Genomic DNA, 13,903 nt, shown 5'->3' on the forward strand with positions numbered 1-13,903 from the left:
CCCCCGGACACCCCGCCCGCGCCAGCCGCTTCCAGGCGCGGGAGCCTGCTCGGTCACCGGGCCCGCCCCGTGCCCTTGGCAAGCGCGGTCTGTTGCCGGTGGGCGGGGACCGCCGAAGATGAGCACGCGGTGTCGGCGCGCGGCATCCGTGAGGGTACGCAGGATGGAGGCGGCGGTGTCCACGTCGGACAGGGCGTACGTACCGTCGGGACGCCTCGGCCGATGATGCGCGGTTACGCTCGTCACACACCGGCTCGATCACCGCTGTGAGGCGTGCTCAAAGGCGGCCGGTGTCGACGTGGGGGGCGAAGTGGCGGACCGCGGTGACGAGGCGCCGGCGCTCCAGGGAGCCTCGGATGCCGCCGCCGCTCACGCTCAGGTCGACCCGGGTCTGGGTGTGCCGTGCCAGGCCGCGTTGCGGCTGCGGCAGCGCCCTCCCGCTCTTCAGGTGCACACGGACGATCGAGGTCCCGGGATCCACCGAACTCAGAGCGGAGACGTCGGCCCAGGGGATGAGCTGGCTGCCGACGCGGAGAGAGGGACCTGTGCCGAGGCTGTCCACGGTGATGCCGGCCGCGTCGAAGGCGACGGTCTGGGCGAAGAACAGTGCCTGTACCAGCCGTCCCAGACATGTGAGCATGCCGATCCCGGGCACGGTGAAGAGGAGGAGGTCCCAGACGCCTTCGGGATCGTCGCCCTGTGTCCGGAGGTAGAGCCACCAGGCACAGCCTGCTGCCGCCACCAGCCAGGCGACGGCCGCGGCCCTGCGGTGGGACAGCGGTACGGCGAGTTCGAGGCGCTCGGGAAGGTCCTTCCTTCTGGTCGGCCGGCTCTGCTGCCCTCGGGGCAGGGTGTCGGGCGCGAAGTGCCGTATGGCTTCCAGTGCCGTCTGCGAGAGGGCATCGGGGTCGGGACGGCGCGGCCGGGCGGGACCGCCGTCGGATTCCGTCCAAGTCACCTTTCTGGACACCGTCACGTCGAGTGCGGTGGCCTGCCAGGCGTCCGGGTCGAGGTCGAAGGGCAGGGGCGCGCCGTCGGCGAAGGTGAGGCGCAGGACGGGCAAGCTCCGAGGCCCGAAGGGGGCCAGGTCGACACCTGCGAGGTGCCGCCAGGCGATGCGGGCCCCCCGCCTGCCGTTCAGGGTCTGTTTGCCGGCGGTCAGTCCGGAGGCGTCCATCCGCAGGGCGGCGGGCTGCCAGGCGACGATCGCCGCGAACAGGGGCGCGGACAGCCAGGGGAAGAGAACGATCACCGTGGCGGTGGTCTCGTGCGTGCGGGTGAGGTTGAAGGCGGAAACGGTGCAGACTGCGGCCAAGGTGGCCCACGTCAGGGCGACCGCGGCGCGGTTGCGGCGGGGCGTGGTGAACGTGGCCGACCCTAGTCCGGCGCCGCGGGCGGGCGCCTCGGTCCGCGGGCCGTCGACCGCGGTCGCGGGGACCGTCACCGCGGGCGGGACGGGGCGGACTGGGCCGGCCGGGACTGCGTCCGCCGCGCCCTCCCGCGGCCCGACGCCCGCGTCGGACCCGGCCGGCCGTTCCTCCGGTGGTGCGGACGACGGCGGCCCGAGAGCCTTCAGCAGCCCTGCGGGATCCGGCCGGTCACCCGGATCCTTCGCGAGGCATGCGGCGATCAGCGGACGCAGCGGTTCGGGCACGGCCGAGAGGTCCGGCTCGTCATGCACGGCCCGGTACATCAGCCCCAGGTGGCTGCCCTCTCCGAACGCCCGCCCACCGGCGGTGTGCACCAGCACGGCCCCGAGCGCGAACATGTCACAGGCCGGCCCGATCACGCCGCCGCTGATCTGCTCGGGAGCAAGGAAGCCCGCCGTACCCACCACGACGCTCGTCTGCGTCAGCCGCGTCGCGTCCAGTGCGCGCGCGATACCGAAGTCCACCACCCGCGGCCCGTCACCCGACATGATGATGTTCGACGGCTTGAGGTCCCTGTGCACCAGACCGCAGGCATGGATCGCGCCCAGCGCCTCAGCCAGGGCGGCAGCCAGCGCCCGCAGCCCGGCCTCGTCCATCGGCCCGTCCTGGGCGACCGCCACATCGAGGGTCCGGCCTCGGACGAACGCCGTGACCATCCACGGCGGGTCCGCGTCGGGGTCGGCGTCGATGACCTGCGCCGTGTGGAATCCGCCCACCCGGCGGGCCGCTTCGACCTCGCTGCGGAACCGTAATCGGAAAGCCGCATCGGCGGCGAGATCACGCCTGGCGACCTTCACGGCGACCAAGCGCCCGCCGGGAGAACGGCCCTGGTAGACCCTGCCCATTCCGCCCTCGCCCAGACGGCCCGTCAACACGTACGGGCCGACCACCGCCGGATCGTCCGGATCCAACCCGCGCATGACGCGTGCCCCCCTCTGAAGAACCACAGGGCCCTACCCCGCCGGGCCTCGCCCGACAGGCACGGGCCGTCCACACAGTAGGGCCGTCGCCCCGTGCCGGAAAGACCGGCTGGTGGTCTCCTACAGCTCCCGGCCGCACCCACGACAACACCGCCGCCCGCCACGACCACATCCTGGCCCACCTGCGCGCCGCCGGCCTTGGGGTACTGGCCGACCTCGGCTTCCGTGGCCTGGACAACAACATCCACGACCCGGTGATCGTCACCGGCTACGCCGCAACCCGCACCCACAGGCTCACCCCAGGCCAGAAGGAAGCCAACCGAGTCCTCGCCATCGGACGCGCACCGGTCGAGCACGGCTTCGCCCACCTCAAGAACTGGCGGATCCCAACTCCTGCGGGCCCTGCTCGTCCTGACGAACCTCGAAGTCAACCGCTGACGAATGATCTTCTCCGTGGACTCACGCCCACGACCAGCACGAGACCCGGAGGACCGGTCACACCAGCCCTTTGACCTGGCACTTCAAGTTGGCGGAAGCTCACTCAGGCACGAGTTTCAGAGATCAGGCCCGCCCAGGGCGGGTAGCACAAGGGTGCGCTGGGCGGGCAGGCGGTGGTCGAAGGTCAGGAGGTAGCGCGCTTCCGCCGGCGGAGGACGGTCAAGACCGCAACCGCCGCAAGGGTCATCCACGCCTTGCCGAGGATCTGCCCCGGCAGGTACTCGAAGGAGTCGAAGGCGAGCTTCAGGAACAAGAGGCTGTCGGAGAGGAGTCCGACCGCGTTCGAGGCAAGCATCGCGATCAGCAGGCCTCGCTGCCGCAGCGGCTCGTAGACGACGAAGTCCATAGTCTCAGCAACCGCGAAGGCCGCTGCTGAGGCCAGGGCGAGGGCGGGGTCGGCCAAGAAGTACGACAGGACAGTGCCGATGGCTATGGCTGCGAGGACGGCACCACGGCCAGCCGATTCTCGTGCAAGGTCACGGAGTACGAGTGCCAGGCCCACCATGTACACACCGGCGGGGGCGGCGTAGCCGAAGCCGACAGGTACGGCTCCGAAGTGGGTGACTGCCAGGTTTGCGGCCGGGATGGTGGCGATGTATGCGATGAGTGTGGCGATGCCAGCAGGAGCGGGGACGTTCACGATCTACTCTCTGTCTCGGGGGTATGAATTGCTGCGCTCTGCTCCAGCGGCGGACGGGCGGCGGGGCGAACGTCCAAACAGTACAGCTCACGGCACTGACAATCCTGAGGCATCCGCCCTGCCAGACTCTGGCTGGGATTCGCCTCTCACACCGCAGGGCGGCGGCACGAAAGAGGTGTCGGTCCAGCCTGTAGGGAAGGCCGCCATGCCTCGGCTCCAGCGCAGGTCTGCAGGCGAGGGTCGTGGGTGCTGACGCTGGAGGGCAAGCGGAAGCGCTGACCCCCGCGCCATGGCCGCCCATCGTTAGATCCATTTCGGACATCACCACTCACAGCCGTCCCGGAAGCCGATCGGGGCTGTTTTGTGCAAAACGCCCTGGAATGGCCAGGCTGTTGGGGTGCTGCGCCGGAGCATCTTCCGACCGTAATCGAATAGACGTCCGAATATGTGAGAGGCGTTTTGGATGTTGTTGTCAGTGGTTCCCTCTAAGCTCGTCGAAGTTGCTATAAATGCAGGTGGGGGGCGAGAAGAAGGATGTCGTCGGGCTTCACGGTCGGGCACCTCGTCGAGTTCACAGGGGCGCCCGGAATCGGCCGGGTAGGGGCCGTCATCGGCGACGCGCTCCGCGTGGACTTCTTCGAGTCTGTCGCCGAACCGGAACTCGAGTCACGGACGTTGCCAGCGGCTGACTGTCGACACGCCAGACTCAAGCCGGAGACCCGCGTGTTCCGGCGCAACCCCAGCACCGGTGAGTGGCAGGCCGGGCGGGTTAGGGACCGCATCGGGAGCCAGTACTACATCCGGTTCCCCAATTTCGACTCGGACTTGCCGGTGCCCGAGTCTCAACTCCGTGTGCGCTGGGACAAACCGGTACGTGACCCCCTGCAGGTCCTGGTGTCTGGAGGAAACGAGTCCGGTTACCTGTACGACACTCGCCTGCCCCTGCTGCACAACCTGACCACGCAGCGGGCGGCCTGCGCCGGCATCTCTGCCTTCCTGTCGTCTGCGGTCGAGATCTTCCCGCACCAGGTCAACGCCGCACTGACTGTTCTGTCCGACCCTGTCCAGCGGTATCTCCTCGCGGATGAGGTCGGCCTCGGTAAGACCATCGAGGCCGGATACGTCATCCGTCAGACCTTGATCGACAACCCTCAGGCCCGGGTGATTGTCGTCGCCCCCGACCCGCTGCGCCGGCAGTGGCAGGCCGAACTGCGCGACAAGTTCTTCACCGAGGACTTCCCTGTGCGGGTAACGATCACCTCACACGAGACACCCGAAAAGTGGGAGAACTACCACGAGAGTGACCTCGTGGTGGTCGACGAGGCCCACTTGTTGGTCCAAGACAGAGACGACACGGACGAGGTCTACCAGGCCTTGTGCCGACTTGCGCACTCCGCCTCGAAGCTCCTGTTGCTGTCAGCCACGCCCGTGACCTCCAGCTACACAACACACCTAGGCCTTCTGCACCTCCTCGACCGTGACATGTACCGCTGGAGCGATCGGGAGGCATTCGAGCACCGGTACAACCGTCGTGCGGAACTGGCCGACCGCGTCTACAGCCTCAATGCCGACTTCCCGATGCTCCTGCCGTCCGCGCTCGACCTCATCAAAGAGGTGCTGCCCGCAGATGCGCGCTTCGACGATCTGGCCGCACAGGTCCTGGACCTCCTGGACGAAGACGGCGATCTGCGCGAGGAAGTCGACGAGCCGACGCTGACCCTGCGCATCGCGGAACTGCGGGCGCACATCAGCGAGACGTATCGCCTGCACCGCCGCGTTATCAGGCACCGCCGGGCTCGCGTCCTACGTGACGATGAGGACGCGGCCCTTGCCCCCTACGAAGTACGTGGTCGTGCCGAACCGACACCACTGACAGTGACCTCGTCCTACGATCCTGCCGCAGAGAGTCTTTTGGAGTGGCAGACCCAGACCTGGGGTCGCCTGATCGATGAAGACCGCGAAATCGCGCGAGGCGCATACGCTCGCGTGCTGTGCGTACTCGCCTCGCGCCTCGGCGGTGTGTCCACGGATTACATCGATGCGCTCCGGTGGCGCGTCCGCCGAGACGAGGATGCAGCACAGCGGGCGGGCCTCACTTTGCGTGAACGCACCTATCTCGCAGACCCGCCTCTCTCACCCGACGAACCGAAGATCCTCGAGAAGCTCGAACTGGCACTCACCGACTCAGACTCCGACGCCGAGCTTAAGGATCTCACCGCGACTCTCCGGCCGGCCCTGAGCGGAGGCGGACGAATCGTGGTCTTCTGCGGCCCCGGCACACTCGCGACACGGCTTGCCCAGCGACTGCGGACACGCTTTCGGACGGCCTCCGTCTCCGAGCACTCCAGGAGCGTCGGTCTCAAGGCGTCGGAAGAGGCGATCAAGGCGTGGCGGGAGTGCGCCGCCCGGAAGACTCCCGTGCTCGTCGTGGATGACTCCGCCGAGGACGGCCTCAACCTCCAGATCGCAGACACAGTCATCCACCTGCGCCTGCCGTGGTCGCCGAACCAGCTTGAGCAGCGCCTCGGCCGGATGGACCGCTACCGCGGCGTCGAGTCGCTTAGCCAGTCAGACCCTGCCCGCCAGTTCGCTCTTGTCGATGCTGAGACCTACAGCGGCACTTGGCTGTCCCTGCTTACTGATGGCTACGACATCTTCTCCGAGTCGGTGTCCACACTGCAGGACGCCATCGCGGAACACCTTCCTCAGGTCTGGAGCGAAGCCCTTGAGCACGGCCCCGAGGGGCTTGGTGATCTGGCTGGGAGCGTCCGCTCCCAACTCGCCGCGGCTCGGCGCGCGATCGACAAGATGGACATGCTCGAGTCGATCTACGACGCGTCTCCTCAGCACACCGACTTCGCCGTCCGCTTGGGGGAGATCGAGCAGGAGTGGCAGACCACTCGGGACGTCCTACTACGGTATGCCGGAGATGGGGAGGGCGCGAGCGGAATCAAGCTGCGCCATAACTCGCGTGTCATCAACGGCTGCGAGTGCGAGGAGTTCAGGCTGTCCCCGCCGCCACTCATCTCTCCTCACCTGTATGAGGGTAGGCGTCTTACCGCAGAGGTAGCTCGGGGCGCGTTCAATCGGTCCACCGCGCTGCGGTTCCCCGGGACGCGGATCTTCCGCGTCGGAAACCCTCTCATCGACGTACTCTCGAACGCTATCGCGTTCGACGACCGGGGTCAGGCCACAGCGTTTGCCCGCTTTGACAGGGATTATCTGGGCGAGCACGAGCCATACTTCGGATTCGACTATCTCGTTGAAGCGGACATCTCTCCGGCACTGGCGTTCACGCAGGGCGGGGTCCAGGCGACAGCTGCTCTGCGACACCAGGCCGACCGGCTTCTTCCTCCCTTCACTTTGAAGGTGTGGGTCCCGGCTGGCAGCCACGAGGCCCTGACTGACCAAGCCACGCTGAACTGGCTGAACGCGCCCTATGACAATGCCAAGGATCGCAACTTCAACGCAAAGTCGATTCACCAGTTGACGGACCTCTTCGACGGTCGTCCTGGCTATGAAGTGTCGGCGAGGGCTGCCGAAGCCGTCGCAGTCGGTGAGTTGAAGCAGGCGACCAAGCTGATCGACCGCTGCTCTCGTGCCCAGGAACAGGGGCGTGAGCGCCTTGCCGTTGCGAAGGCACAGGCAGAAGCGCGCCGAGCTGCCGGCCGCCTACTTGAGGACAGGGAGAGCTACGCCGTCGATGTGAATGTCACCGACGCGTTGGTGCAGGGGCTGAGCACTCCGAAGATCCAACTCGTGGCCGCGACCTGTGTGGTGAAGACGGGCCTCATCAGGAGGGTCCGCCGTGGCAACTGACAACTGGACCGGCGCCGTCGCCCTGTTCAGGAACTGGCCGGAGATCCCGTCCGAGATCGAGGCCAAGGGGACTTTGCGGCGTCTCCGTGACGCGCTTGTTGGCCTCAGTAACGGTTCCACAGGATGGCGAGACGTTGTCTCGCTGACCCGGCAGATCCTCTTGGAAGCTCGGGCCCGAGGAAACACGACCGGCTTCGAAGTTCCCTTGGATCCTCAACTGCCTCGCCGGGATCAGTGGGAGGCCTTGCATTGCCAAACCGGGCCACGCCGCGGTGGCTCGCATGTGTACGTGACTGCGGAGCCTTGGTGGCCCGCGACGCCGGATGCGACCTCCCGTACCGCAGCCGAGGTAGACCTTCAGCAGGTCTACCTCGGCCAGGACGCACAGCATCGCCGCAAGTTTGAACCGTGTTCGGCCGACCCGTTCTGGATTTCCGCGCTGGGTGACGACCACAGCGGCTACGTGTCCGTTGGGCAACGCCAAGCGGCCCGGGCAGTGGCGCTTGCCTCACCGGGTAGCACCACGATCATCTGTCTGCCCACGGGGCATGGGAAGACAGCTGTGGCGATGGCGCCCGCACTCTTGCAGAGCAAGAGCAGCGGTGTGTCGGTGGTGGTCGTGCCCACGAGCATCCTGGCTGTCGACATGGAGCGGCGCACGAGGGATCTCCTCGAACGGCAAGGACACCAAAGCCCCACCCGCCGCTACGCCTACACCAGTGGCCTGTCGCCCGACGAGAAGGCAGAGATGCGGGCGGATATTGCTGCAGGGCGACAGCGCCTGGTGTTCACCTCACCCGAGTCGCTCGTCCGAAGCCTGAAGCAGCCGCTGGAGGACGCGGCAGAAGCGGGCCTGCTCCAATACTTCGTTATCGACGAAGCGCATCTCGTTGAGCAGTGGGGAAACAGCTTCCGTACTGAATTCCAAACGATGTCCAGCCATCGCCGCACGTGGCTTAGCAAATCCCCGCCAGAGCGCCGGCCTGTCACCGTCGCTATGAGCGCCACGCTCACCGCACAGCAGATGGAGACTCTCAAGACCCTCTTTGCCGCTCCACAAGGTGCACAAATCGTGTGGGCTGGCCAACTCCGCCATGAGCCCAGCTACTACATCGACTCATGTGCGAACGAGGAGAAGAGGGAGATTGCAGTCCTCGACGCCGTGTCGCTGCTGCCTAAACCGATGATTGTCTACACGACGAAGGTCGTGGACGCCAAGGAGTGGTCCGACCGTCTGCATGCGCGAGGCATGCAGCGCGTCGTCCACGTCACCGGCGAGGCCAACGATGCCGATCGTCGCGAAGCCTTGGAAGGATGGGGTGGACGGACGACTGACGGCACGGCTGAGGAGGCAACAGCTACCCGGTACGACATCGTGGTCGGCACGTCCGCCTTTGGGCTCGGCATCGACCTCCCGGATGTCAAGACGATCGTGCACGCCTGTCTGCCCGAAACGGTGGACCGCTACTACCAAGAGGTCGGCCGAGGCGGTCGCGATGGCAGCCCATCGGTCGCGTATCTGGCCACAACGCGGCAGGACGAGAAGGTCGCCGAGCACATCAACGGCGAAGCAATCATCGGTGCGCCGCGGGCATTGGAGCGGTGGGAGGCAATGTGGCACAGCAAGACCTCAGTGGGAGACCTCTACCGGCTTGATCTCGACTCCTACCCCGCCGACATGTCCGTGGCCTACAACACGAGTCGTTCATGGAACGTTCGGATCCTCAACCTCATGGTGAGAGCCGGACTGATTAGACAGTACCCTCCCGAGCCACCCAGGCGCTGCGAGACCGAATCAAATGCCACGTGGAAAGCTCGCCTACAGTATTTCTACGAGACCGCTAACAAATACGTCGATGTGGAACTGGTAGACCCTCAGACCAACAACCCCGACCACTTTCGAGTCCGCTTTGAAAGTGAGCGCAACAAGCTGCTTCGGGACCAGCAGTCTTCCCTGCGGGAACTCAAAGCCGCCCTAAGCGGAAATCGTTGTATCGGCGACGTGCTCGGCGCCTACTATCGTGTCCCCGATGGGGAGGGAGAACTCCGAACCGGAATCAACTGCCGAGGGTGCCCTTACTGCCGAGCTACCGCCCAACTCAAGCCGAACGGCTTCTATCGCCTGGCCGGCGAGCCGCGCCCCCTGGTTCCCTCGCCGCAGAACCACGGCCGCCTTCCACTGGCCCGGTACTTCGGGGAGCGCCAGTGTCTGAGCCTGTGGTGGCAGGAGCCGAGCGACCGCGTATTGGTCGTGCGCCTGGTGGAGAAACTCGTACGGCGGGGGATCGCCGTCGTCGGCGGACCGGGTCTCAACGCCCACACCAGGAACCTACTTCAGACAACCGCGCGGACCCGCACTGTGATCCTCGACGAGGATGGTGCTCTCCTGACCTCTTGGCCAGGTCCCATGGTGTGGTTGACGGCCCCTGATGCTGACAGCCCAAGCTACGACGTCGGGGACCGGTTTGCCTGGAACACACCCACCTACCTAATTCACCCGCGGCACATGCGCCACCCAGAGAGACCGGGCACACCGCTCGTCGATGTATACGAGGCGAGCCTGTCGATCCGCCGCGCCTTGGAGGAACTCTGATGACTCTCCTAAACGTAGATGCAGCCCTGCCCTCTCAAACGTGGGCGGTGGTTCGCCTCCTTGTCTACCTAGGCAAGAGCATCGCTGTGAACGAGGCGCGAGCGTTGGTGAGCCCTCCTTCCCTGCAGCCTGAAGACTCAAAGTCGCGGCCTCCATTCGAGAACGCGATCAGTTCACTCTCCGATCTCGGCCTGGTGTACATCGACGGCGAAAGCCAGGAACTTTCGCTCGCCGGCCCGGCCCGTGAACTGACCAGCAGCAATGATCTCGATGCCTATACCTCGATCCTGCGCCGAGCGGTCCTTGATGCCGACCGCAACACCAACTTGGGTGCCGACAACGACCTATCGGGCCCTCGTGACCTCACGCGCGCGCTCGCCTGGTTGCTCTCGCTTGATCCCATGGACCACCCCGTCGACTGGGTCACCGCACAGAAGATCCTGGACAAGGACATAGAGAAAGACAAGGTGCTGCGACCGGAGGTGCATCCCATCTTCGCGAATGAGACACGCTGGTTGCGTCTCGGACACTGGGCGCCGGCACTCGGGCTGGCAGCAGCGCCACTGATCCGAAGCGAGGGCCGTAGCCCTTTGGTGTCCGACTGCACGGTGGCAATCAAGCAGACGGTGAACGTATTGTGGCAGATTACGCAACGCGTCAATGCTGTCGAAGCCTTGCGGACCCTACGCGAGAGCCTTCCCGTCCTACCGGGAGGAGCCCACTCTCTCGCTATCGGAGTGGCTGACCCTGGTGAAAACGTGGCCGGTCCTGCACTCTCGTTTGCTCTGTTGCGCGGCCACGACGAGAAGTGGATTCGCCTGGAGCACGACGACGATGCTCGAAAGATCCTCCTAGTGCATGACCCGGAGAGGCCTGCGAGCCCGCGTCCGGTCAGCGACATCACCATCCTGGAGGCAATCCGTGGCTGATTTCGGCAGAATGATCTGTTGGGATCCCTCAACAGTGGCCTCCACGATCAATACCGAAGCGGTCAGCCCGCCACGGTCCGTCTTCCTGGCCACCCATGCGCCGCTGCGGATCAAGCGAGCTCGTCTCATGGATGAGAAGGAACTCGTCCTTGAAGGTGAGCCGATCGACGAACAAGCTGTTCTCGACGACTTTCTTGCGCTTCAGCCTGATAGCGGCGCCCTGCTCATGCCGGTCGTGGGTGATTCGGGCTCCGGTAAATCGCATCTTGTGCGCTGGGTGCGTGAGCGACTCGCTGCAAACGCTGCCGATGTGGACCGACGCGAGGTCATCTATCTTGAGAAGTCCAAGACGAGTCTCAAGGCCGTGGTCAGCACTCTGATCGCAAATGCAGAGAGCAGCGACTTGGCGCAGTTGAAGGAGGACATCAACAGGTTTACGGAGGGCATCGATGAGGAGTCGCTTGCAAGGCGAATCCTCAACGAATTGAGCGAAGCCCTTGAGGCCACCTCTCCCGCAGAGGTAGCGGGCTTGGGGCGCATGTTCGTTGGGCCTGGGAAATTGGCTGCCGTTCTCCTCGACCCGCATGTTCGGGCTGAGATGCTGGCCCCGGGAAAGTTCGTACCGGAACTGGCCGCCCAACTCATTCACAACCGCCAGGCAGGGCAGGCTGATCGCCCCGAGGGCTTCAGCGTCAGCGACCTCCCTCTCGACATTCGCGACATCGAGTCCGTTTCGGGGATGGCCCAGCGGCTCCTCGGCACCATGAGCACCCGTGGCGACCTCCAAGCTATCGCCGTGGACCTGCTCAATAGCCACCTTGAGGCGGCTATCAAGGGTGCAGCCAACCTAGGGGCTGGCCGTCTACTGGACGCCATGCAACAGGTGCGGCAGGAGTACCACCGGCAGGGGAAGGAGATCGTCCTACTCATCGAGGACTTCGCCCTCATCCAAGGCGTGCAGCGTGACTTGCTTGATGCCGTAGTGGAGGCAGCCAATCGCGAGGGGCAAACGACACTCGCGCCGATCCGCACCCTCATGGCCGTGACCACGGGCTACTTCCACTCACTCCCCGAGACCGCTCTGACCAGGATGCAGGCAGCCACTGGGTACGTCTACCACCTGGATGTTCCCTTCGGCCCGGAGGAGTCGGGAAGCCAGCAGATCGCCTCGTTTGTGGGCCGCTACTTGAACGCCGGCCGTATTGGCCGTGAGGGCCTGGAGCGTTCCTCTGACGGAATTCCAAACAAGTGCATGTCCTGCGACCTGCAGGCGGAGTGTCACGAGACGTTCGGCGCGACGCCCGACGGATTTGGTCTCTATCCCTTCAACGAGTCGGCCTTGGTGAGGGCTGTTCACTCAACGGCTCCCAAAGACAAACCGTGGTCCTTCAATCCGCGTGTCGTACTGGGCAGCGTGGTTCGACCGGTGTTGGTCGAGCAAGCGGGCGACTTGCAGCGGGGTGAGTTCCCTGGCCCGGCATTCCGGCAGCAGTTCCGCCCTGCGGCGATCGACGAACCTCTCAACCGCGATGTTCGCCTCCATGTAGACGAGCGTGATCACGCTTCGGCGGAACGGCGCAAGCTAGTCCTGGAGTTCTGGGGTGATGCCCCTTCTCATGCCAGCGCGCTGAGCACCACGGTTCTGGACGCTTTTGCGCTGGAACCTCTGGGCGGCGAACTGCCGCGTGATACCTCCGGGTCCACCCGTCAGCGGAGGGAGCCTGACGAGCCGCAGACGAACACGAGGCCCGCGGGCCAGACAGATGAACTCCCCAGGGAACTTCAGCGAATGCTGGAAACAGTCGATGAGTGGAGCACATGCGAGGGCATGCTCGACACGGCAACCGCTCTCCGTATCCGAAGCACCGTGTCCACCGCAGTGGTCCAGCGGTACCTGTGGAACGCGCCACTGATGAGGGAGCAGGCCCTGGGAGACCTGAAGAGAGCAGCCTGGCCCCCCAAGGCAACCATCGTGTCCATCGAGGGTGCCAAGGAGAACCTGCGCGGCATTGAAGAAGCGCCGATCACCTTCACACGGCGAGCCAAGGACAGTTGGTTCTTCGACAGCCTGCTGCGGGCAGAGCGAAAGCTGCCGGCCCGAGCCGAGGACATCCGCAGGTTGGCTGCGCTGGCCGAGCAGCATGCGCCCGACTTCACTGAACGCCTGCAGCGACACATGGAGCTCACCGACGACCACCTGGTTGTGGGACTGCGAGCGTCTCTGCTCGGTGCGGCCCTCGCTGGTCGGGCATGGCCCGGCATGACCACCGCGAATCTGCTGTCCGCCGCGCTGGACGACGGGCAAGGATGGAGCCGCGAAGACAACCTGATCCGGACCACCACGTGGACAGGTGCCCTGCAAATGCACCTCAAGGCGCGCCCCGAACTCGTCAAGCAACTCCGGCACGCCGTCGGTATCGCGCAGGGTATCGGCGCTGTGACCATGATCGATGCTGCGCGCGTCATGCCTCTCCTGGAGAAGGCCGCAGCGACCTGGAGTTGGAATATCGATGGGGTCGACGTACCGACGTGGGTGCGTCCAGCGGTTAATGGTTTCGCATCGTGGCCGTCCCTGATCGATGAGCAGTTCGCCCGGCTTGCGGAAATGCTCGGTGCCATCCGGCTTCGTCAGCCCCGAGGTATCTCGGGGATCCAAGGCATGGCAGCGATCCGCGACGCTCTGGCGGCGGCCAGAGAGGTTGGACTCCCGCTGACCGCAGAGCAGTCCCGTCACTTTGAGACTCTGCTTCGAGCGGGCGCGGCCGCCGACTGGAAGAGCGTGGCTGCCCTCGAGGACGACCTCACCAAGGCGGCGGACGAGAGCCGTGATGACGTCGCACGACGGAATGCGCGCGTCGCTGCCGCGGTGAAGGAGCGCGGCAAGTCATTGACGGTGGTCCAGGAACTCCTCATGACAACTGATGCCTGGTTGAATGCTGCGCTCGCCAGCGCCGACTCACGGTCGAGCGGCTCGGCCGGCGACAGCGCAGCCGAAGCCGTACAGGAGATCTGCAACGAGTGGCAGGCATTGACAGCCGCCCCGGCAGCGGACGACGACCGGGAGGACTGGTGAC

The 13,903-nt window shown here is 65.4% G+C and carries 7 protein-coding genes; 5 read left to right on the forward strand and 2 right to left on the reverse strand.

Going from position 1 to position 13,903, the window contains the following annotated elements:
• Positions 1 to 277 precede the first annotated feature (277 nt).
• Positions 278 to 2,350 carry a serine/threonine-protein kinase gene (locus tag HYE82_RS05690; RefSeq protein ID WP_179172817.1) on the reverse strand — a complete coding sequence of 691 codons (2,073 nt, stop codon included), beginning with the start codon at positions 2,348 to 2,350 and terminating at the stop codon, positions 278 to 280.
• A gap of 5 nt (positions 2,351 to 2,355) precedes the next feature.
• Here HYE82_RS05690 and HYE82_RS05695 point away from each other — a divergent pair, with 5 nt between their 5' ends.
• Positions 2,356 to 2,862, forward strand: coding sequence for a transposase family protein (locus tag HYE82_RS05695; protein ID WP_309144211.1), 507 nt, complete (start codon positions 2,356 to 2,358; stop codon positions 2,860 to 2,862).
• Between the two features lie 110 nt (positions 2,863 to 2,972).
• Here the strand turns inward: HYE82_RS05695 and HYE82_RS05700 are convergent, their stop codons facing one another.
• Positions 2,973 to 3,488, reverse strand: coding sequence for a VUT family protein (locus tag HYE82_RS05700; RefSeq protein ID WP_179172818.1), 516 nt, complete (start codon positions 3,486 to 3,488; stop codon positions 2,973 to 2,975).
• Positions 3,489 to 4,022: 534 nt separating this feature from the next.
• Here HYE82_RS05700 and dpdE point away from each other — a divergent pair.
• The 4 genes from dpdE to dpdH are packed head-to-tail and all read left to right on the forward strand — an operon-like array spanning position 4,023 to position 13,902.
• Positions 4,023 to 7,307, forward strand: coding sequence for a protein DpdE (dpdE, locus tag HYE82_RS05705; RefSeq protein ID WP_179172819.1), 3,285 nt, complete (start codon positions 4,023 to 4,025; stop codon positions 7,305 to 7,307).
• On the forward strand, positions 7,297 to 9,900 hold the full coding sequence (gene dpdF, locus HYE82_RS05710; protein WP_309144212.1) for a protein DpdF: 2,604 nt from the start codon (positions 7,297 to 7,299) through the stop codon (positions 9,898 to 9,900). Before dpdE ends, dpdF begins: the two co-directional genes overlap by 11 nt.
• Positions 9,900 to 10,829 carry a protein DpdG gene (gene dpdG, locus HYE82_RS05715; RefSeq protein ID WP_179172820.1) on the forward strand — a complete coding sequence of 310 codons (930 nt, stop codon included), beginning with the start codon at positions 9,900 to 9,902 and terminating at the stop codon, positions 10,827 to 10,829. Before dpdF ends, dpdG begins: the two co-directional genes overlap by 1 nt.
• Entirely contained in the window at positions 10,822 to 13,902 is a 3,081-nt protein-coding gene (gene dpdH / locus HYE82_RS05720; protein WP_309144213.1) for a protein DpdH, read from the forward strand. The genes dpdG and dpdH overlap by 8 nt, the downstream gene beginning before the upstream one ends.
• The last annotated feature ends 1 nt before the right edge of the window (position 13,903 follow it).

The organism is Streptomyces sp. BR123 (assembly GCF_013401435.1).
In the GTDB taxonomy this organism is placed as follows: Bacteria; Actinomycetota; Actinomycetes; order Streptomycetales; family Streptomycetaceae; genus Streptomyces.